General features: G+C 46.1%; 22 protein-coding genes and 8 pseudogenes. 19 read left to right on the top strand and 11 right to left on the bottom strand.

The genetic code is table 11. The features are described from left to right. The first annotated feature begins 99 nt into the window (after positions 1-99). Positions 100-879: an enoyl-CoA hydratase/isomerase family protein gene (locus DXE35_RS03110; RefSeq protein WP_114689531.1), complete on the top strand. Its 780-nt coding sequence runs from the start codon at positions 100-102 to the stop codon at positions 877-879. Between the two features lie 17 nt (positions 880-896). Here DXE35_RS03110 and DXE35_RS03105 read toward each other — a convergent pair whose 3' ends face one another. The 3 genes from DXE35_RS03105 to DXE35_RS03095 all read right to left on the bottom strand — a co-directional run bounded on the left by DXE35_RS03105 (position 897) and on the right by DXE35_RS03095 (position 2939). Continuing rightward, positions 897-1733 (bottom strand): alpha/beta fold hydrolase, encoded by an 837-nt coding sequence (locus DXE35_RS03105; RefSeq protein ID WP_197713944.1) that lies wholly within the window; start codon positions 1731-1733, stop codon positions 897-899. 226 nt (positions 1734-1959) lie between these two features. Beyond that, complete coding sequence (locus tag DXE35_RS03100) at positions 1960-2652, bottom strand: fumarylacetoacetate hydrolase family protein (protein WP_114689530.1); 693 nt, start codon at positions 2650-2652, stop codon at positions 1960-1962. 35 nt (positions 2653-2687) lie between these two features. Then, positions 2688-2939 carry a SemiSWEET transporter gene (locus DXE35_RS03095; protein WP_415070274.1) on the bottom strand — a complete coding sequence of 84 codons (252 nt, stop codon included), beginning with the start codon at positions 2937-2939 and terminating at the stop codon, positions 2688-2690. 12 nt (positions 2940-2951) lie between these two features. Here DXE35_RS03095 and DXE35_RS11315 point away from each other — a divergent pair. Together DXE35_RS11315 and DXE35_RS10245 are read left to right on the top strand one after the other, a co-directional pair. Next, positions 2952-3407: pseudogene (locus DXE35_RS11315) on the top strand (tripartite tricarboxylate transporter substrate-binding protein). Continuing rightward, entirely contained in the window at positions 3359-3508 is a 150-nt protein-coding gene (locus DXE35_RS10245; protein WP_231969974.1) for a tripartite tricarboxylate transporter substrate-binding protein, read from the top strand. The pseudogene DXE35_RS11315 and the gene DXE35_RS10245 overlap by 49 nt, the downstream one beginning before the upstream one ends. Before the next feature lie 184 nt (positions 3509-3692). Here DXE35_RS10245 and DXE35_RS03085 read toward each other — a convergent pair whose 3' ends face one another. The 3 genes from DXE35_RS03085 to DXE35_RS03075 all read right to left on the bottom strand — a co-directional run bounded on the left by DXE35_RS03085 (position 3693) and on the right by DXE35_RS03075 (position 6309). Further along, on the bottom strand, positions 3693-4010 hold the full coding sequence (locus DXE35_RS03085; protein WP_162784949.1) for a c-type cytochrome: 318 nt from the start codon (positions 4008-4010) through the stop codon (positions 3693-3695). A 147-nt stretch (positions 4011-4157) separates the two neighbouring features. Beyond that, positions 4158-6071: a ferrous iron transporter B gene (gene feoB, locus DXE35_RS03080; protein ID WP_114689528.1), complete on the bottom strand. Its 1914-nt coding sequence runs from the start codon at positions 6069-6071 to the stop codon at positions 4158-4160. Further along, a complete protein-coding gene (locus DXE35_RS03075) occupies positions 6064-6309 on the bottom strand; it encodes a FeoA family protein (protein ID WP_114689527.1) in 246 nt (81 codons plus the stop codon). Before DXE35_RS03075 ends, feoB begins: the two co-directional genes overlap by 8 nt. 181 nt (positions 6310-6490) lie before the next feature. Here DXE35_RS03075 and DXE35_RS03070 point away from each other — a divergent pair, with 181 nt between their 5' ends. Beyond that, positions 6491-7117, top strand: a complete 627-nt coding sequence (locus DXE35_RS03070) for an FMN-binding negative transcriptional regulator (RefSeq protein ID WP_114689526.1) — start codon at positions 6491-6493, stop codon at positions 7115-7117. A gap of 24 nt (positions 7118-7141) precedes the next feature. Here DXE35_RS03070 and modA read toward each other — a convergent pair. Together modA and DXE35_RS03060 are read right to left on the bottom strand one after the other, a co-directional pair. Next, positions 7142-7879 (bottom strand): annotated as a pseudogene (gene modA / locus DXE35_RS10240) (molybdate ABC transporter substrate-binding protein). Between the two features lie 54 nt (positions 7880-7933). Further along, positions 7934-8869, bottom strand: a complete 936-nt coding sequence (locus DXE35_RS03060) for a substrate-binding domain-containing protein (protein WP_231969973.1) — start codon at positions 8867-8869, stop codon at positions 7934-7936. Between the two features lie 169 nt (positions 8870-9038). On the opposite strand from DXE35_RS03060, the pseudogene DXE35_RS03055 reads away from it, so the two are divergent. Continuing rightward, positions 9039-9853, top strand: a pseudogene (locus tag DXE35_RS03055) (ABC transporter substrate-binding protein). Positions 9854-9919: 66 nt separating this feature from the next. Here the strand turns inward: DXE35_RS03055 and DXE35_RS03050 are convergent. After that, positions 9920-10501, bottom strand: a complete 582-nt coding sequence (locus DXE35_RS03050) for a hypothetical protein (protein WP_114689524.1) — start codon at positions 10499-10501, stop codon at positions 9920-9922. Positions 10502-10716: 215 nt separating this feature from the next. Here DXE35_RS03050 and DXE35_RS09530 point away from each other — a divergent pair, with 215 nt between their 5' ends. The 9 genes and pseudogenes from DXE35_RS09530 (at position 10717) to selD (ending at position 15633) form a co-directional block, all read left to right on the top strand. Next, complete coding sequence (locus tag DXE35_RS09530) at positions 10717-10854, top strand: GNAT family N-acetyltransferase (RefSeq protein ID WP_231969972.1); 138 nt, start codon at positions 10717-10719, stop codon at positions 10852-10854. A gap of 15 nt (positions 10855-10869) precedes the next feature. Then, on the top strand, positions 10870-11097 hold the full coding sequence (locus DXE35_RS09525; protein ID WP_269459896.1) for a GNAT family N-acetyltransferase: 228 nt from the start codon (positions 10870-10872) through the stop codon (positions 11095-11097). Positions 11098-11108: 11 nt separating this feature from the next. Then, on the top strand, positions 11109-11543 hold the full coding sequence (locus tag DXE35_RS03040; RefSeq protein ID WP_114689523.1) for a YbgC/FadM family acyl-CoA thioesterase: 435 nt from the start codon (positions 11109-11111) through the stop codon (positions 11541-11543). Positions 11544-11562: 19 nt separating this feature from the next. After that, positions 11563-12184, top strand: a pseudogene (locus tag DXE35_RS10920) (cysteine dioxygenase family protein). A gap of 101 nt (positions 12185-12285) precedes the next feature. Next, positions 12286-13368 (top strand): annotated as a pseudogene (locus DXE35_RS10225) (DEAD/DEAH box helicase); the annotation flags it as partial. After that, positions 13348-13953 carry a transglutaminase-like domain-containing protein gene (locus DXE35_RS10220; RefSeq protein WP_231970141.1) on the top strand — a complete coding sequence of 202 codons (606 nt, stop codon included), beginning with the start codon at positions 13348-13350 and terminating at the stop codon, positions 13951-13953. The pseudogene DXE35_RS10225 and the gene DXE35_RS10220, both read left to right, overlap by 21 nt. A 28-nt stretch (positions 13954-13981) precedes the next feature. After that, positions 13982-14332, top strand: coding sequence for a TlpA disulfide reductase family protein (locus DXE35_RS03025; protein WP_114689521.1), 351 nt, complete (start codon positions 13982-13984; stop codon positions 14330-14332). Positions 14333-14354: 22 nt separating this feature from the next. Beyond that, entirely contained in the window at positions 14355-14525 is a 171-nt protein-coding gene (locus DXE35_RS09220; RefSeq protein WP_162784948.1) for a TlpA family protein disulfide reductase, read from the top strand. A 34-nt stretch (positions 14526-14559) separates the two neighbouring features. Further along, positions 14560-15633 carry a selenide, water dikinase SelD gene (gene selD / locus DXE35_RS03020; protein WP_114689520.1) on the top strand — a complete coding sequence of 358 codons (1074 nt, stop codon included), beginning with the start codon at positions 14560-14562 and terminating at the stop codon, positions 15631-15633. Position 15634: 1 nt separating this feature from the next. Here the strand turns inward: selD and mmsB are convergent. Continuing rightward, a pseudogene (mmsB, locus tag DXE35_RS03015) lies at positions 15635-16480 on the bottom strand (3-hydroxyisobutyrate dehydrogenase). 426 nt (positions 16481-16906) lie between these two features. Here mmsB and DXE35_RS03005 point away from each other — a divergent pair. Further along, positions 16907-17155: pseudogene (locus tag DXE35_RS03005) on the top strand (DUF1330 domain-containing protein); the annotation flags it as partial. 80 nt (positions 17156-17235) lie between these two features. Here DXE35_RS03005 and DXE35_RS03000 read toward each other — a convergent pair. Further along, positions 17236-17424: a hypothetical protein gene (locus DXE35_RS03000; RefSeq protein ID WP_114689518.1), complete on the bottom strand. Its 189-nt coding sequence runs from the start codon at positions 17422-17424 to the stop codon at positions 17236-17238. A gap of 355 nt (positions 17425-17779) precedes the next feature. Here DXE35_RS03000 and DXE35_RS10215 point away from each other — a divergent pair, with 355 nt between their 5' ends. The 4 genes and pseudogenes from DXE35_RS10215 to DXE35_RS02990 form a co-directional block, all read left to right on the top strand. Continuing rightward, positions 17780-18199, top strand: coding sequence for a tripartite tricarboxylate transporter substrate-binding protein (locus DXE35_RS10215; RefSeq protein ID WP_231969968.1), 420 nt, complete (start codon positions 17780-17782; stop codon positions 18197-18199). Beyond that, the gene (locus DXE35_RS10210) at positions 18196-18390 is read left to right on the top strand and encodes a tripartite tricarboxylate transporter substrate-binding protein (protein WP_231970140.1); all 195 of its coding nucleotides are present in this window, start codon (positions 18196-18198) and stop codon (positions 18388-18390) included. Before DXE35_RS10215 ends, DXE35_RS10210 begins: the two co-directional genes overlap by 4 nt. Before the next feature lie 8 nt (positions 18391-18398). Further along, positions 18399-18557: a hypothetical protein gene (locus tag DXE35_RS10205; RefSeq protein WP_231969967.1), complete on the top strand. Its 159-nt coding sequence runs from the start codon at positions 18399-18401 to the stop codon at positions 18555-18557. Between the two features lie 56 nt (positions 18558-18613). Beyond that, positions 18614-20208 (top strand): annotated as a pseudogene (locus DXE35_RS02990) (rhodanese homology domain-containing protein); the annotation flags it as partial. Positions 20209-20230: the final 22 nt, after the last annotated feature.

Raw genomic sequence — 20230 nt, 5'->3', positions numbered from 1 at the left:
TCCCAGGACACTCTCCGTCTGACTAAAACTATATGACAGCGCTTACGAAAAGGTCTTTTTTGAGGGGTCGAGATACTGGCTTTTGTATAGAATAGTTCCATGACTGTGAACTCCACCCCACCCTGTTTGAACCTAGAAATCGATGGAATGATTGCGCGGGTTACCTTTAATAACCCTGCCGCTCGTAATGCCCTCACTTGGCCCATGTATGAAGAGCTTAAGCAGATTTGCGATTCATTGGCCACCAATGCGGATGTTCGAGTAGCCATTTTTCATGTGGCGGGTGATAAAGCATTTGTTTCTGGAAGCGATATTCAGCAGTTTGTTGACCTCAAAGAAAACGAAGCATATGAAGTAGCGGTCGATCATATCTTTGCCCCCCTACAGCAACTACCCATACCAACCATAGTGATGATCGAAGGTTTAGCAGTAGGAAGCGGACTGTTAATGGCCACTGCCTGCGACTTTCGAATCTCTACGCCTGATGCGCATTTTGGTATACCAGTAGCCAAAACTCTCGGCAATTGTTTGTCACCAAACAATTTATCGTGGCTTGCAGCACATCTGGGAGTGCCCGCAGTCAAAAAGATGCTACTCACTGCAGAGTTAATTAAGGCGCCAGAGTTACTGGAGTCCGGCTTTCTCTATCAAACCGTAGAGACAACGGAGATTTGCGCAGCAACAGATGCTCTTGCAAAAAAATTAGCAGTCCTTGCGCCAATCACCCAAAAAGCAAGCAAACTTGCCATAGCGTGCTTACTTCAAAATAATCTGCCTGATTGCACAGATCTCATGCGTGAAACCTATAACAGCAAAGACTTTATGGAGGGAGTGAACGCCTTTTTAGAATGTCGTTCACCGCAGTGGCTCGGGGAGTAAGAACCAGCGCTAATGCTTTAGCTCTTGGAGTTTAAAAACTCCACTACGATTTTCACAAACTGATCTGGCACCTCGACATGGGGCACATGGCCTACATTTTCAATAGGCACTAATTTCGCATTCGGAATCACTGACTGCGCCTTTTTGCCTAACTCCGGAAAATTCCCCAGTGACTTCACTGCTTCTTGTGGCGCAAAGCGTCGACCAAATACAGTGGGATCTTTTTGACCAATCACCAATAACACTGGCATTTTTAAATCTGACAAATCGGAGACCACCGGTTTTTCCACGATCATTTGATATGTTAATACTGAAGTGTTTGCGTAAGCCGGATAATCCAGGTCTTTTTGCACTCGAACATAAACCTCTACAAACTTTTCATAACTTGGTTGCCAGTTTGGAAAGTAACTTTGTAGAAAGCGGCGATAACTGGTCTCGGTTTGCGCCATTTCGAGCTTAAGCAAATCATCATTTTTCTGAGTCGGAATATCTCTGCTGTAATCTTCAAGCCCTAGAGGATTTTCAAGAACCAACTGTTGCACAGTTTGCGGGTACAGGCGAGCAAACCGAATGCCGACCATGCCACCCATTGAATTGGCAACGACCGAAGCTCGTTGAATGTTAAGAGATTTCAATAAAGCTTGGGTGTTAGCAGCCCGATCATCGAAGTGGTAGGCCACATCAGGCTTGGAGGATTTGCCAAAACCAACCTGATCTGGAGAAATCACTCGATAACCATCCTTAGATAAGCCCGCGATTGTTGGGGCCGAATAGTCGCTAGAGAAATTCTTCCCATGAAATAGCACAACTACACCTTTCGGCCTCCCGAGTGCAGCGACATCCATGTAAACCATGCTTGCCGGCTGCCCCTATAAGGAGGTCTTAAATTCTTTTAAGGGATAAGGGTAGGGCCCTTTGCTTAAACGCAAATCCAATGGACTTGCGTTTGCATAGAGGCTGGCTGGTGGATTGGCCGCTTGTTGAGAAGCGCAAGAGGCAAGCAAAAATGGTAGTCCTGCCGCCAGCAACAAAAGCCCCAATCTCTTGAGCAAACTATTCATCAATGGGCCTGTTTTAAATTTAGATAATTTTTGCCTTTAAATTCGGTATGCCAACGACACTCCCCTCCAATACATCGCCTTTTTTCACGGGGCCAACACCTGCCGGAGTGCCTGACAAAATGAGATCGCCAGGCTCTAAAGTAAATAAGGTGGAGAGATAGGCGATGGTGTCAGGCACGTTCCAAATGAGTTGATTGAGGTCACCCTCTTGGCGAACCTCACCATTCACCAATAACTTCACAGGACTTTGGGCGGGATGACCGCATTGACTTACCGGAGTTATCTCACCGCATGGCGCAGACTGATCAAATGCTTTGCCACTATCCGAGGGGCGCCCCATCTTCTTGGCCTCACCCTGAAGATCGCGTCTAGTCATATCCAAGCCAACCCCATAACCATAGACATGCTCTAGCGCTTTATCCGCGGGAATATTCGCGCCACCCTTGCCGATCGCCACAACCATTTCAATTTCATGATGGACATCATTCGATAAATTAGGATAAGCCATATCTTTACCATCAGCCACAATCGAATTGGCCGGCTTCATAAAAAAGAATGGTGGCTCACGATCGGGATCATGCCCCATCTCACGCGCATGATCGGCATAGTTACGCCCAACGCAATAAATGCGATTGACAGCAAAACGACGAGTATCACCTGTTACAGGCAATGAGATAACTGGTGGTGAGTCAATCACAAATACTGAAGACATAAAAGCCTTTGTATGAATTAGGGTGAATTAGTGTGTTATTTCCGCTGGGTAGAAATACGGCGCAATTTCAAGAACAAAATACTCAAGGCCAAAATGAAGGTCAGCGCATTTGCCAGAATGAGGGGCAACTTCTCAATAATCAAGCCATAGATCAGCCATAAACCAACCCCAAAAGTAAATAACGCATACATGCCAAAGGCAATCCCCGATAGATCTTTGGTACGCCAAGACCGAACCGCCTGAGGCAAGAAGGCAATGGTGGTTAGGAATGCGGCGCAATAACCAATAATCTCTATTTGGTGAGTCTCTATAAAGATAAGATCAAATACAACTTGGAAAAAGATTTCACGCCCGTCGATGTGGTGGGTGTTTGGCCACTGGTGTTTGTAGTAAATCCTTCTGTGCCGGTAAAGAATATGAAAGAGTTCATTGTCTATGCGAAAGCAAACCCCGGCAAACTCACATTCGCCTCCTCCGGTGCCGTTGCTCGACAACGCCTGGCGATGGAAATGTTTCGCTATCAGCTTGGTTTAGATTGATTGCATGTACCTTATAAGGGTAGTGGCCCTGAGATGACTGACTTAGTAGGCGGACAGGTTTTAACAATGTCTGAAACCGTACCGGCAGCCCTGCAATTTATCCAGGCCGGTCAGTTAAGACCGCTCGCGGTTACCACCGCCAAACGCGCATTAGTCAACTACCAGATGTGCCTACGGTTACGGAAGCTACCGGCCTGCCTAACTTCGATGTGGTGAGTATGTTTGGACTGTTGGTTCCAGCGGGAACACCCAAACCCATTATCGATAAACTCAGTGCGGATATCAAAATTATTTTGCAGCGCCCCGAAGTTCAATAGCGCATATTAGCAGCTGGGGTGTATGTGAATTACCTCTCTCCAGTGGATTCCGCCAAACGCATTCAAAGGGAGTTAACGATGTGGAGTAAAGTAGTGAAGGATGCCAATATTAAAGTGGATTAATGCCGCTTCGTACGCCAACGCTTTTCACTTAAAGCGTTGGCCCTTGATTGGCTCTGCTTAATTAAGTCTGATTTAGACCCGCTTTGCGTGCATCGACCTCTTTGTTGATGGCGACAATTGTTGTTGCATCTGGTGACTTCCAGCTCCCGACTGAGTTATTTACCATATAAACCAAGGCATCCGAAAACCATTCGATACCGAGATTGGGATTTCCACCCTTAGGCGGCATCCCCCTAACCCCAAAATAAGCGTGCGCAGTTAGCGTAACCCGACCTTCGGAGACCAAAGGCGCCCATTTTTCTTGATCACCAAACTTTGGAGCATTTAGCACTCCCGTGCCGTGACAGTTAGCGCAAACTTGCTTATAAAGTATTTTCACCAGACTGAGCTAAAGCCGAATTAGAGATAAACACACATGTCATGCAGCACAGAAGGAAGGAAAAGGATTTAAAGGGCATGGAATGTTCTCTTAAACAAGGAATGTTAAGAGATTATCCGAAATTAGAAAAACTTGCTCTGATATCAATCAAGCCAAGCCAAGGGCGCTAGCAATTTGATAGGTAATAAATGCGGCAAAATACGCTAGTCCGAATAAATAACTCAACATGATGACTGGAATCTTCCATCCTCCAGTCTCCCGCTTGACTGCCGCTATGGTGGATAAGCACTGGGGTGCGAATACAAACCACGCCAACAAGGACAACGCAGTAGCTAAAGACCAGCCACTGGAAATCAATGGGATCAGTGCGTCGGCGGCATCCACGCTTGAGCTTGATAAGGCGTATACCGTTGCCAATGAGCTCACCACCACCTCGCGAGCAGCCATCCCCGGCACCAAAGCAATACTAATTTGCCAATTAAAGCCAATCGGAGAAAACACATGCGCTAGCGCTTGACCTAGCATGCCGGCAAAACTATATTGAATGGGCGAACCGGTAGCGCCTTCTGGCGGAAATGGACAGCTGGATAAAACCCACAAGCCAATTGTCATCAGCAAAATAATTCCACCGACACGACGTAAGAATATTTCAGCGCGCTGCCATAGGCTGATTGCCAAATTACCAAAGCGAGGCAAGTGATAGCTTGGTAATTCCATCATAAGCGCATTCATCCTAAATTCTTCGCTAGTGAAGCGCTTCAGAATCCATGCCACCGTCATGACGCCTAAAATTCCTGCGAGGTATAATAAGAACAAAACCAAACCCTGCAAATCAATCCCAGCCCAAAGCTTTTGCTCGGGAATAAACGCGGCGATTAGTAAGGCATAGACAGGTAAGCGGGCAGAACACGTCATCATGGGCGCAATGAGGATTGTTACCATGCGATCGCGCGCATTTGAAATGCTTCTGGTGGCCAGAATCCCAGGAATCGCACAAGCAAAACTAGAGAGCAGTGGAATAAAAGACCTACCAGAGAGCCCAACCGAGCCCATCACTCTATCCAGCAGATAAGCGGCTCTCGGTAGATACCCAGACTCTTCAAGCATAAGAATAAAGAAGAACAGGATCAAAATTTGGGGCAAGAAAATCACCGCACTACCTAAGCCCGCCAAAATCCCATTGATTAATAAACTGCGTAACCAAGTATTGGGTAAGAACTCGATGATTTGACAACCAGTGTATTCAACCCCAGACTTAATGAGGTCCATAGGTATGGTTGCCAAACTAAATACCGCCTGGAAGATACAAAAAAGAAGCACTACCAAAATCAATGGACCAAAAACTGGGTGAAGCAATACCGCATCCAGGCGATCACTTAGATCATCCGGAATGATTCGATCTAGTGTGAGGTTTTGCAAAATTCGTTGCACCTGAATGTTGTCAGATTCAGCATGCGCAATATGTGACGCGACATTTTCTAAAGTAGCATCGCCCGTACCAGTACGCAGATTGCTTAAATTACGCCAGTCGAGAGTGGCTAAAAAATGTTTGATCTCATCCGCGCCATTTGATTGAATACCGATGCTAGTGAGAACTGGCAGGCCCAATTCATTTGAGAGTGCGGCAGTGTCAATCTGTAGGCCCTGACGCCTAGCGATGTCGAGCATATTGAGAACAACAATACAGGGCAAGCCAAGGCGTTTTGCAGGCAACACCAAACGCAGGTTACGACGTAAGTTCATCGCACTCAATACGCAAATGACTAAATCTGGCCGCTTCTCACCTTCCGCTCTGCCAAGCAACACATTGCAAGTTACACGCTCATCTAAAGACCTAGGATAAAGACTGTAAGCGCCGGGCAAATCCAAGATGCGAATATTTTTCCCCGACTCCAAGGTTAAACGGCCTTCTTTGCGCTCAACCGTCACTCCAGAATAATTAGCCACCTTCTGACGACTACCGGTCAATAAATTAAATAAGGCTGTCTTGCCGCAATTAGGATTACCCAATAAAGCGACCAGGGGCTCACTGGGGAAGAAATGGACCTTGGATTCAGGCATGCGATTGGGGCTCAACCAAAATCAAGCGCGCCTCTGATTGGCGCAATGCAAAAGTGGAGGCCCCTATACGAACCATATATGGCCCCTTACCCAACAAACCACTGCGGAGTACGGTGACATGCTCGCCAGGTAAAAAGCCAATATCTTCCAATTGCCCCTTAATTTGAGGAGCGCCTTTAGGGGCATTTACTTCACTGACGCGATAAAGACTGCCTAAGTCGACCTGGTCTAAATTCATTCAATATGTGCTTTTTGCTGGTTTAAGGCCTATTATAACGATAAATGAGAATGAATATCATTCGTTTAAATGGTTATTTCATTGACAATAATGAACCATTTAAGAGACTCGGAGCTTGATCCAGGACAAAATCAGCGCGCTTAATGCATACCGATTCACATCTCACCTACGCTACTGAGTTATGTGCTTATCAAACCATTTTTTAGTTGAAGACCCCGCAGTGCTGGCTCAACTCATTTCCGAATACCCCCTCGCTACTATTGTCGGCAACTTAGATGGTCGTCTAGAAATTAATCACCTGCCCCTCATGTTGAGTGACGATAGAACCAAGCTTTATGGTCACATTGCCAAAATGAATCCACTGACTCAAGTTGCGTCCAGCAGCAATGCTTCTGTCACCGTCATCTTTAATGGACCAAACGCCTACATCACCCCCGCCTGGTATCTCTCCAAACAAGAGACTGGAAAAGTAGTTCCAACGTGGAACTATGCGGTTGTCCACGCGGAAGGCGCTATGAAATTAATTGATGCTCCGCAATGGCCTAGAAGTCATGTCGCGCAAATGACAGACATTCATGAGCCAACCCATCAATCCACATGGAAGCTTGATGACGCGCCGGAGGAATATGTGCAAACGATGCTCAAAGCGATTATCGGCATTGAGATTGAAATCAAGAGCTTGATTGGCAAATTCAAACTAAGCCAGAGTCGCCCCGCCCAAGACTATGATGCAGTAGTAGAGCAATTACAGAAATCACCTAAAGGGACTTTGCATGACATGCTTCAATACATGAAGGCGACCGGATAAATCAATAGGCGACTAAGGAGTGGTTTAGCCGAATTTTTGCAGGATGGATTGAGATTGAGGCCTCTGCATAAAATAATATAAATCAACGGCTTCTTGAGGAGCGCCTTTCATCAGCACCATGCGCTGCTTAATAGGCTCATACATTTTTGCATCTACTAGCAAGAGGCTCATTTGCTTAGCTACCTCAGGTGTTTTAGCCAAAGAAAAAACAGTAAACCCTAGATCAACGGCGCCACTGACAACGTAAGCTGTCGCCGCGCCAATATTGTCAGCATAAACCAGCTTATCTTTAGCGAGCTCCCAAAGCCCTTCCGATTTTAAATACTACACCGCCGCCCTGCCATAGGGCGCAAGCTCAGGCTTTGCGATAGCAATCTTGTTTGCTTTAGTGATCGCTTTTGCGATATCCGCCTTGGCATTTAACAAAGAAATACCTGAGGATGTTTTGGTGATGATGACTAATTGACCAATGGCATAAATAGCGCCTTCATCACTAGTTCTGCCATTTTTGTAGAGCTCAAGCGGGAACTGCTCGTCTGCTGCGATAAATAAATTAAAAGGCGCTCCGTTGAGAATTTGTGCTGTGAAATTACCGGAGGATTCATACACCACCCTCATCTCAGGCTTGCCTGTAGATCTAAATGCAACTGCAATCTCCGCAAAAGCATCCTTCATATTGGCCGCAACAGCAATAGCAGAGATTTGCGCAAACGCAGATCCCGCATACAAGAATAATGTCGCAAATAAAGCCAGAAGTCTCATAGCCATATGAAATTCATTCTAGCGGATTCACGCACACTTTGAGATCAGAGAAGTCTACAGCCAGTCCCGAATTTGTCTATTTAAACTCACCGCCTTATATCCAGGAGTCTCCCCAGAATAACTGCGAATCTTGCGTATCAACTTAGAAGATATGACTTGAGCCGCCATTTCTTTGTGCATTGCGATCAAGAAAATTTCATCTTTTAAGGGGATAAAACCCAAATTATTTTCAATGGCAATGTTTTTCACCCCCAATCCCACGTCCGCCTTACCCGCAAGAATAGCGTTGGCCACAGCTGAATGGGTAAATTCCTCATGTAGGTATCCATTCACCTCCAGCGGATCAATCCCCTCTTCCATGAGTAGGCTATCGAGCAATAATCTCGTTCCAGAACCGATCTGCCGATTAATAAAACACACATTTTTATCAACCAAATCCTCTACCGTGCGAATATGCAGCGGATTCCCTTTGTTGACAATCAATCTCTGTGTTCTCTTCATTACGGGATAAATTGCAATATTGTTTTTAGACAAACGTTGATAAATTGCTCTTGAACTCACTGGACAAGAAACATGATATCCAGCAATGTGCGCTTCATTATTTAAAAGTCTCTCGAGGGACTCGCCTGATCCAGCGATCTTGAGCTCCACCCCCTTGATTGCTCCAGCGGCTTTTTGAATTAATGAATCACTGCTCGAGAAAAATTTCCAACGAATACTTTCTATTTTTTGTATTTTCTTTATTTCTTTTAGCAAAATTTCTTGATACTGAGCGTCATGCTTTAAATATCCTACTTGCATATCCTCAATAAACTGAATGAAAAAATGTCCGAATTCAGTAAGCTTTGAGCCATGTCCCTTGGCTCTAAAAATGAGTTGCATACCTAACTCATGCTCAACTTGATTCAGCTTCCCCCATGAACCCCTGTAAGAAGCACCCGATTTTTTACTGGCAACAACTAAGGAGCTGCCGCGGCCAATATCCTGCAATAACTGGCAAATCCAGATGAGATCTATAGAGCTTTTGCCATCAGTCTGGCTTTTAACAATCAGGGTTGGGCGGGCTTCAATTTGCATATGCAATATTTTGCATATTCAATAAGTATTAATGTATGAGATGATAACCATTTAATCAACCACTTAAAAATTCAGCCAAACAATGATGCGCAGACTATTCCTCACCATCCTAACGACCTTATCAGTTACATCACTTTCAACTTACGCCCAAGAGAGCAGTATTGTGGTCTCCTCCACCACCTCCACCGAACAATCCGGCCTCTTTAATTACATGTTGCCGATCTTTAAGATGAAGACAGGTATTGAAGTCAAGGTTGTTGCTGTTGGCACAGGCCAGGCATTAGATATTGGTCGTCGCGGTGATTCAGAGGTAGGGTTTGTGCATGACAAACCCGCTGAAGAAAAGTTTGTGGAAGAAGGTTACTCCACTAAACGCTACGAAGTAATGTACAACGACTTTATTCTGGTAGGACCGAAGTCAGATCCAGCAAAAGTCGGTGGTGGCCAAGATATTCAAGTTGCACTCCAGAAAATAGCCGCCGCTCAAGCGGCGTTTGTATCGCGCTCTGATAAAAGCGGTACTCATGCAGCAGAGCTGCGCTACTGGAAAGGCGCCGGCATCTCCATTTCTCCAGGACCATCCTGGTACAAAGAAGCCGGATCCGGAATGGGTCCCGCACTGAATACCGCTTCCGCAATGAATGGCTACATCTTGGCTGATCGCGGCACTTGGCTTAGCTTTAAAAATCGTGGCGATCTTGTCATGCTGGTTCAGGGCGACCCCAACTATTTAACCAGTATCGGGTGATGCTAGTAAACATAGTGAAATTCCCTCATGTGAAAAAAGCACAAGGACAGGAATTCATTGGTTGGCTTATTTCTAAGAGTGGTCAAGATGTCATTGCCAGCTACAAGAGTGATGGCGAGCAACTCTTCTTCCCAAATGCCAAGAAATAAAAAAGCCCGCAGTAGCGGGCTTTTTTACAACTCGCTCAGTGCCAATTTATTCGTTGCTTTGAATAGTTATTTCTTCGGTGTTACGAAGCCAATAGCTGTATCGTCAACAAACTCAACCATGACATCATCGCCAGCTTTGAATTTCTCAAGACCAAGAACAGATGGATCTACTTTTACTTTTTGCTTCTCACCGCTAGGCATTATGAAGGTAACGATGCGTGTCTTTTGATCGATCGTGGAGATCTTTACAGTTGCATATACAGTATCTACCGTTTCTTCAAAGGGCTTAGCAGAACCTTTGCCAGCCACTACTACAGAACGCACACCAGAAACACCTGGCTTTTGATCTTTGCCGGCGGCAGTCAAACCAACAGCAACCGCTTGCGCATGCTCAACCAAGAACACATCGCCTTTTTTAACTTTATCTAAATCATTGATGGATTTAGCTACATTCATTTGCGCCAAGTTACCGTCCGCATCTTTCAACACAACAATGCGTTTTTTAGCATCAACAGAGTCAACCGTTGCACTCAGCACTATAACATCAGCCGCTAAAGGCAACATTTTTGCAGGTACTTGCGCAAAAACAGAGGCTGCGCTGGCGATACCAACCGCAGCAAACAAACCAGCTAATAAAGATTTCTTCAAGATGACTCCTAATTAAGTAAAAGGTTTCAGATGGGTCTAATTCAAGACCACGATTCATTGTAACCATCGATTTAGGCAGTTTTAATGCCATTTCGAACCATCCGCCTATTCCACCCCTTCTTTGGTAAATTGAATGGGCAATCTCTCGTGGGGGTCTTCAAACATTGGAAATACTGATTAAACCCTGGGAAGAAGCAAAATCAGGGGCCTTTTTGGTGCGTCAGAAAGTCTTTATTCAAGAGCAAGGCGTTCCGGCTGAACTTGAATTAGATGAATTCGACCCTTTGGCCGCTCACGCACTGGCACTTAAGGATGGCAAGTGCATTGGCACAGGCCGACTGATGGACTTATGAGGTGCCCAAGCCCAAATTGGGCGAATGGCTGTCTTAGCCCGATACAGAAATCAGGGCATTGGAATGAAAATTCTGGAAGAATTAACCGGGTTAGCCACATCAAAAGGGGTCCAATCCATCGTCCTACACTCCCAAGAGAACGCTATTCCATTTTATGAAAAACTAGGCTTTCAAGCATATGGGGATAGCTATGAAGAAGCTGGCATTCAGCACCGTAATATGATGCTCTTATTACCAAAATAATTTATTTGCCAATGACCACCAACATCAATCCAGATCCCTCTGCTTTTACTTATATTCATCGGGTGTGCTACTCCGATACTGATGCGGCTGGTTTTGTCTATCACGGACGCTATTTGGAAATTTTTGAACGCAGTCGCGCAGAGTGGCTTGCTCAACGCGGATTGAGCCCCACCAAACTGATGAATGAGTTCGATATTGTGATGCCGATACGTGAGCTCACAATGAACTTCTACAAGCCAGGGCGTTTAGACGACTTACTTCACATTAATCAAGTCATTGAGCATCGCGGCCGCACTCAAGTCACAGCTAAGCAAACCGCGCAAAGAAAACTCCTTGATAGCGAGGAGCTGCAAGTCATAGCCAGCGCTGTATTGCATATTGTTTGCGTTGATACCAATACACTAAAACCCAAAGCATGGCCAGACTGGCTTTTCTTAACTGAGTAACAAAATAATGGAGCGCAATATGACCGATGAGAAGCTGCTTACTTTTGTAAAAGCGCTAAGCCTCCTGCTTGAGCAAGGACCAAGCGAGGAGGTGATTTTTACCAAAGGGAAAAAGTTACTCGAAAATCTCATTGCTGTGGATGACTGGCTTCCTGAAGAATTTACCAAACCACACCCGCAGTACTATCAACAATACCTCCTTTATGCTGATCCACTAGATCGATTCTCCGTAGTAAGTTTTGTTTTGGGTCCCGGACAAAAAACACCGCTACACAATCACACAGTCTGGGGAATGATTGGACAGTTGCGTGGCAAAGAAACAGGAACGCCCTACTGCCGCCAGCCTGACCAGAGCTTTAAGGCCCGGTGAAGCATGTTCCAGCTTGCCAGGACACGTAGACCTGGTTTCACCTAACACCCATGATATTCATGTTGTAGAGAACAGCTTGAGCGATCAGACTGCGATCAGCATTCATGTCTATGGCGGTAATATTGGACGCATTCATCGCTCAGTCTTTGATCCCGAAACTGGAACGGAGAAATCTTTTGTTTCCGGCTATGCCAATACAGTGGTACCAAACCTCTGGAATTCAGCTTCATTCACCAAATCCCTGACTTTTGGAGGGGATGACTTAAAATAGGCCTTCTTACTGCAAACGCACTAGCGTGGCAGATCACCACATTGACCGGGATAGTCGATTTTTAAATACGTTGAATACGGGTCAATACATTATTGGCCCCTATGTTATTCACAGATCTTGGTTTATCAGAATCCATTCTTCGCGCTATTGCAGAAGAAGGCTATACCAGCCCAACCCCAATTCAAGAAAAATCCATTCCCGCCGTTCTGAAGGGCGGAGATTTATTGGCGGCAGCACAAACTGGCACCGGAAAAACTGCTGGCTTTACGCTGCCAATTCTGCAACGCCTACCTTCAAACAAAGCAAGCTCCGGAAAACGTCTTTTACGTGTTTTGATTCTCACTCCAACAAGAGAGTTAGCCGCTCAAGTTCAAGAATCTGTGCTAACGTACGGAAAATACACTGGCTTGAAGTCCACAGTGATTTTTGGTGGCGTTGGCGCAAACCGCCAAATCAAAGCAATTGCCGGTGGTCTTGATATCTTGGTTGCTATACCAGGACGGCTGCTAGATTTGATGTCACAAAATTGTGTGCCTCTTAAAGATATTGAAATATTAGTTCTCGACGAAGCGGATCGCATGCTCGACATGGGATTCTTACGCGACATTCAAAAAATCTTGGCTGCGCTTCCTAAACAACGTCAACACTTATTATTTTCAGCAACCTTCTCCACTGAGATCAAAGCACTAGCTGATGGCTTATTAAATACCCAAGAGTTAATTGAGGTAGCTCGTAGCCATAGCACTAATGAAGCCATTGCTCAATTGATTCACCCAGTTGATAGAACTAAGAAGCATCCTTTGCTAGCTCACCTCATTAAGAGCCACGATTGGAAACAAGTACTTGTCTTTACACGCACTAAGCATGTCGCCAATAAATTAGTGACGCAGCTGGAGAAAGATGACATCACCAGCATGGCCATTCATGGCAATAAAAGCCAATCCGCTCGAACTAAAGCATTGGCTGATTTCAAAGCAGGCAAGTTAACCGCGCTAATTGCGACTGATATTGCTGCGCGCGGTATTGATATCGACCAACTACCCCATGTAGTGAACTACGACCTACCGAATGTCCCGGAAGATTATGTGCACCGCATTGGGCGTACCGGTCGAGCAGGATCCAACGGTGTAGCTGTGTCCTTAGTTTGTGTTGATGAACATCAAATGCTAAGAGACATTGACAAGACTCAGGCTATCTATCACTGGGTAGCGGGCAACACTCATCGCAACCCTAAAACTCTGGGCTGCGGACAGGGCGATGTCAAACTCATGTTGGAGACCAATAATCTAGGCGGCAAATGCGCAGACATTAACGCAGTATTTGTAGCCCTTGCCCGCTCAGTTGGGCTACCTGCGCGCGACGTTTACGGTATCCGCATTGCTAACTCGGCACGTGGCTATAAGAGCTTGGGCAAAGGTGGCGATATCACTAAAGCGCAACACTGTCGTGCAGAATTCTATGCCGCAGGCTTTGGCTGGGTGCCTGTTGATCCAGCCGACGTACGTAAAATGATTCTTGAAGAGACCGGTGTTTTAGCGGTCACTGATCCTAAAGTCATCGCTATTCGCGACTACCTCTTTGGTAATTGGGAGATGAATTGGATGGCCTATAACTATAATCATAACCTTACTCTCTCCGGTTCAGCGCTTGGCAAGAAAGGTGAAATTCCATTTTTGATGTATCCCCAGGCGGAAAATACTGAAGGTCGCTTTGACTCGCTCGATCCAGATAACTTCAAATACAAAACTACTAGTAGACGCATTGGCTAATTGAGTTTTTAGAAAGCTATTAATTGGTATGTTTATATATAAGCCAGCGCGAGCACTGATTCTTACGCTGGCTTTTTCTTTGCTTGCACTTTCTAGTTATTCAGCGAAGGCTGAGTGGCGTCCTGTCGCTCAGCTAGGCCTATCGCAAATAGCGCCTCCACTACAACTCAATAATCTCTCGGGTAAACCGGTGGATCTAGCTAACCTGAAAGGCAAAGTGGTTGTAGTGAATTTTTGGACGCGCTGGTGTGAACCTTGCCGCGAAGAATTTGAAGAGCTGACGCAACTTCAAGAAAGTTATAAGTCTAAGGGGCTTGTCGTTCTCGCGGTAAACCTTGCTGAAATGAAACCCCCGTATCACACAGTTTCTAAAGGGTAATGGTTTTTAGCGCAGCATTGAGATGCTGCTCGATCGCAATAGCACTGTCTATAAGTCTTGGAAAGCGCGAGGATTGCCAACCACTTTTCTTGTTGGCAAAAGTGGCAAGCTCAAAGGAGTATGGATTGGTGCGATTGAGAATGTCAATAGCGATGAAGTTAAGGGAAAGATAGAAACCCTGTTACGCCAATAATTAGACTCCCTTCTATATCTGATAACCTCACCACATGAACACAGTCAATATCTCCACCGAACCACGTCTCACCTCCCTGTCGCATGGCGGAGGCTGTGGTTGCAAGATTGCCCCCAGCGTTCTCTCTGCAATCCTCAAGAACGTTCCGCAACTCCCATTTCCAAAAGAATTAATCATTGGTATCGAGACGTCTGACGATGCCGCTGCTTACCAGATTAATGAATCTCAAGCGGTCGTAGCAACGACCGATTTTTTCATGCCGATTGTGGATGACCCCTTTGACTTTGGCAAAATTGCCGCCACCAATGCGATCAGCGATATCTATGCGATGGGCGGCACCCCTTTGTTCGCTCTTGCTTTGGTTGGAATGCCAATTAAAGTGCTATCCAATAAAACGATCGCTCGAATTCTAGAAGGTGGGGCTGAAGCTTGTCGCAGCGCTGGCATCCCCATCGCAGGCGGACATACGATTGATTCAGTGGAGCCCATCTATGGTTTGGTAGCGATTGGAATCGTTGATCCAAAGCGCGTCAAGAGTAATGCGAGCGCTCAGCCAGCCGACGTACTCATTCTCGGTAAACCGCTAGGTGTGGGCATTCTGTCGGCTGCTTTAAAAAAAGATCTGTTGAGTCCGGACGGATATCGAGAAATGATCGCCAACACCACTAAGCTCAACTCTGCGGGACCGGATCTAGCCAACTTACCTGGCGTGCATGCCCTAACCGATGTTACCGGCTTTGGATTGGCTGGACACACGTTAGAATTGGCCCGCAGCTCCAACTGTACAGCGCATATCGACTGGAGTCAGGTGCCGCTACTCTCCAACGTAGAAGCGCTAGCAAACGATGGTGTCATTACAGGCGCATCAGATAGAAACTGGCTGAGCTATGGAGATGAAGTCGGCATTCCAGAAAATTTCACATCAGCGCAACGCGCTTTATTAACTGATCCACAGACTAGCGGCGGATTGCTAGTCTCTTGCAGCCCTGAGAATGTGAAAGAGGTATTGGAAATATTCAATCAACACCAGTTCTTGGGCGCCCGCGTCATTGGCAAAATGAGCAAGCGGCAAGAAAAACTACTGGTTGTTTCCTGGGTGATTGTTTAAGTTATTTTCTCAGATTAAATACGCTTGAGAAATCCAGCTGCCCATTACCTGCTTTGCTGTGAGTTTCATAAAGTTGTTGCGCTAATTTTCCAAGCGGAATGCTGGCGTCCAGATTCTCCGCATTTTCAACTGCTAAGCCAAGATTTTTCAGCATCAGATCGACGCCAAAGCCACCCATATAGCCTGTGGAAGATGGCACATCTTCAATGACGCCTGGACATGGGTTGTATAACTCCAAAGCCCAGTTGCGCCCAGAACTTTTTGCCATGATGTCGGATAAAACCTGAGGGTCCATGCCGTTGGCGATTCCCAAGCGTAGCGCCTCACTCGTTCCCAACATCTGTATTCCCAAGAGCATGTTGTTGCAGACTTTAACGATCTGACCTGCCCCATTTGCACCAGCATGAAAAATATTCTTACCCATCTTCTCCAATAAAGAACGCGCGCACTCTACCGCTCCCTACCGCTCCCGCGTCACCGCCAACCATAAATCTTAATGTGCCAGCCTGGCACCCGCAGTACCACCAGAAACTGGCGCATCGATCATCGTAAAACCCGCGGCCTTAGCAGCCGTGGCTACACCCTGCGCAACCTTGGGGGCGATAGTTGAGCAATCAATGAGAAGTGTTTTAGGATTCACATTAGCCAAAATACCTTTATCACCAAGATATAAACCCTCTACGTGGCGTGATGCTGGCAACATACTAATCAACACATCGGCATCTTGGGCGGTTTCATTGGCATTCGCTGCAACAACACCCCCTGCAGCTGAAAATGGATCCAACTGAGCCTTGACCAAGTCAAAGCCACATACTTGATGACCTGCTTTTAATAAATTCAGGGCCATTGGTCAGCCCATATTTCCCAAACCAATAAATCCGATTTTCATAGCGCTCCTAGTGTGAATGTTTTCTGGAGGCCAAGTATTTCACGCCCTCAGGCCCATATGATTCTGAGTGAGGCTGCTTCCAGTCCAGTCGAAAAATGTCACCAGCGGTATATACCTTATTCACTCCGCTAACCATAATATCGATACTGCCTTGAAGAACGAGCGCCCTAACTTCAAATGGGTACTCGTGAGTATCAAGATGACCGTTAGGGGGCTGCTGAACCTCTACCGGCTCAGGAAACCCATTCTCACGAAGTCTCTACAAAAATTGCTCTCTATCCATACCTTAACTATAGCGTGGATATACTTCCCTAGTGTTAGCAATCTATACAAAGGAGCATGATGGTCAAGGTCATTTGGCTGATGTAGTTAAGCGATCAAAACGCTTTTGAACAATACCGATCTCAGGTAGGTCAAACTGTTGAACTCTATAAGGGTACGATTCAAAACCGGGGCTCAATAGCCGAGCTATTCTGGAATGAACTCGGTTGCACGCCTTTTAGCGCTTTTGTAGAGCTTGAATTTTCACGCACGCAAGATGCTCACAATTGGGCCAACAGCCCAGAGTATCAATCACTTCTATCCATTCGGAGCAAAGCGATGAAGCTCACTTTACTTAGCGTCTCTGTCTAAGACAATCTGGAATTCTGGATACCGTAAATAAAAAAGCCTAGCTCGCGAAAGCTAGGCCTATCAATATTCTGAAGCAAAAATTACTTCTTAGCTTCCATTGCTTCTTTGGCGGCTGTAATTTCTTTGCGACGCTCTTTGCATGCACCAGCAATGTCTTGCAAGGCCTTACGTGCGCGCGCAGCGGATGCCTTAATACCTTTTTCAATAAATTTTTCGTTTTCAGCTTTGTATGTTTCCAAAGCAGCCAACAATGTATCGTGTTGTGACATCTCGTCTCCTATTAACAAATGAATATTCATACCGACAGCCAAGTCAGTATATCTCTATAAAAACCATAGAAAATCGCCCCCTAAATCAGGGATAACTCTTATATTTAAGGCTTCAGCCAAAATAGCTCAATTCATGAAAAATAGCCTGGAAAGCCCAATATGTTGAGAAAAATCCTACTACTACTCATTGGCTCACTCATTGGATGCCTAGCCACTGCTCAAACCAGCTCCTGGCCAAGCCCAAACAAGCCCATCACCTTCATAAACCCATTCCACCCACCCACCAGGAGGCGCTGTAGACGCCTTTGGACGCGCTCTAGCTAAGCAACTATCAACCCAATTAAATGATTCCATCGTGGCAGACGATCGCGGGGGCGCAGGAGGCACTCTAGGTGCTGCTGTTGCGGCAAAAATGGCGCCAGATGGTTACACCTGGCTCCTTGGTGCGGTGCATCATTCAATTGCACCGAGCACGTGCTCCAATCTTCCTTATGACATCACCAAAGATTTTGAGCCTATCGCCATTATCGGCAGCGTTCCCCATGTCATTGTGGTGCACCCAAAGAAGTTTCCAAAAAATGATTTGAAGTCAATCATGGAAGAGATTCGTAAGCATCCAGGAAAAGATAACTACGCATCCACCGGCAATGGCACATCACAGCATTTAACCGGCGAACTCTCTTTAAGATGCAGAACAAATTATTCATTACTCATATTCCCTATCGCGGCACAGGTCCTGCTTTGCAGGATTGAGTCGCAGGCTAAGTGGATATGATGTTTGACGCCCTAGCAGGCGCGGCGCCATTTATCAAGAATGGTCAACTCATTGCGGTTGCGGTTGCGACTTCAAAACGAGTTGATGCTTTTCCAAATGTTCCAACCGCTCAAGAATTAGGAATATCCAATTTCATCGTGTCTAGCTGGTATGCGATGTGGGCACACCCAAAGATCTCGTCGACAAAATGAGTGTCGAGGTGCAAATAGCACTCGCCTCTCCAGAACTTAAAGAACGCTGGGCAGCCATTGGTGCAAGCGCTCCCAAAATGACTCGCCCTGAACTTGCGGCGTATATCAATCATGAAATTTCGCGCTGGGGAGAGGCCATTAAAAAGTCTGGTGCAAAACTAGACTAATCAGAAATTTCATTAGCCAATTAAATTCATTAATAAAAAAATAATTCAGAGACAACATGGCCATTCAAACTAAAAAATATTCTTTTATCCGCGACAAACTTCTGAACAAAGAGGAGATTGGATTTTTGGATGTGCGCGAAGAAGATCCCCATGCTCAAGAGTATCCTCTTGTTGCCGCAAACCTTCCTCTATCCAGAATTGAGATTGATGCTTACAGCAAGCTACCTAAGAAGAATACGCCCATCGTCACGCTAGATGATGGCGAAGGATCGAAGGATATGCGCAATTAGCTGCGCAACGATTAACGAGCCTGGGTTATACCGATGTTTCCGTATTTGAAGGCGGCGTAAAAAAATGGAAGGCGGCAGGCGGCGAAGTATTGAAGGATGTTAATGTCCCGAGTAAGTCTTTTGGTGAATACGTGGAATTCAAGCGTCATACTCCGTCTGTATCAGCACAAGAAGTAAAACATTTAATCGATAGCAAAGAGGATGTGGTGGTTGCGGACGTTCGCCGCTTTGATGAATACAACACGATGAGTATTCCAATCGGAATTAGCGTTCCTGGAGCGGAGCTAGTCCTCAGACTCCCTGAGTTAGCCCCCAATCCCAAAACGAAGGTGATTGTGCACTGCGCAGGCAGAACCCGTAGCATTATCGGAACCCAATCACTCATTAACGCCGGCATTCCAAATGAAGCCAACGCGCTGCGGAATGGCACGATCGGCTTGACTCTTGCGGGACAAGAGCTGGACAAAGGTCAAAGCAGAAGATTTCACGAAGTAAGCAATGACACCAAGAACGAAGCAGCGGTTCGCGCTCGTAGCGTTGCCGATAGAGCTGGCGTCAAGCGCGCGAATCTAAATGATGTACAGGCTTGGAAAGCGCAAGCCGATCGAACCACTTATTTTTTCGATACTCGCACCCCAGAAGAATATGAGGCGGGCCACACTCCAGGATTTAAATCTGTGCCAGGCGGACAGCTTGTGCAAGAAACTGAAATGGTCGCCCCTGTTCGAGGCGCCCGCGTGGTGCGCGTAGATCCCAGTTGTGGTGGAGTTCGCGCCAATATGCCAGCCTCATGGTTAGCGCAGATGGCATGGGATGTTTATGTTCTTGATGATGTTCACACATCTAACCTCACTGAAAATGGCTCCTGGCAAGCACCTTTGCCCGCGCTTCCAAAAATAGAAAGCGTAGATGCAAAAACCCTCTCGGGTTGGTTAAAAAATGATAGCAATACGATTGTCATCGATTTCAGTACACACACCAATTACATTAAAGGACATGTCCCGGGAAGTTGGTATGCCTTACGCTCACAACTTGTGCCAGCCATCCAAAACATTCCACAAGCTGATCGTTAGGTCATCACTAGCTCGCCAAGCGAACTCAGCCTCTTTGCAGCGCAAGAACTGCAAACACTAACCGATTCTGAAGTACTTGTTTTAGATGGAGGTAATGGCGCCTGGACAAATGCCGGCCTAGAGCTTGAAAAAGGGCCAAGCCATTTAGCATCACCTTCCCTGGACCGCTACAAGCGACCTTATGAAGGCACTAGCGTTGACCCAGCCGCAATGCAGGCCTACCTAGATTGGGAATTTGGTTTAGTAAAACAACTAGGCAAGCACGGAACCCATCACTTCTGGGTTCTATACAACACTATATTCGTCCTTG

Origin of the sequence: Polynucleobacter necessarius (assembly GCF_900095215.1) — a bacterium.
Lineage (GTDB): Bacteria > Pseudomonadota > Gammaproteobacteria > Burkholderiales > Burkholderiaceae > Polynucleobacter > Polynucleobacter necessarius_H.
Note: the sequence above shows the minus strand (reverse complement) of the source record. Positions and strands in the feature narration are given on the sequence as shown.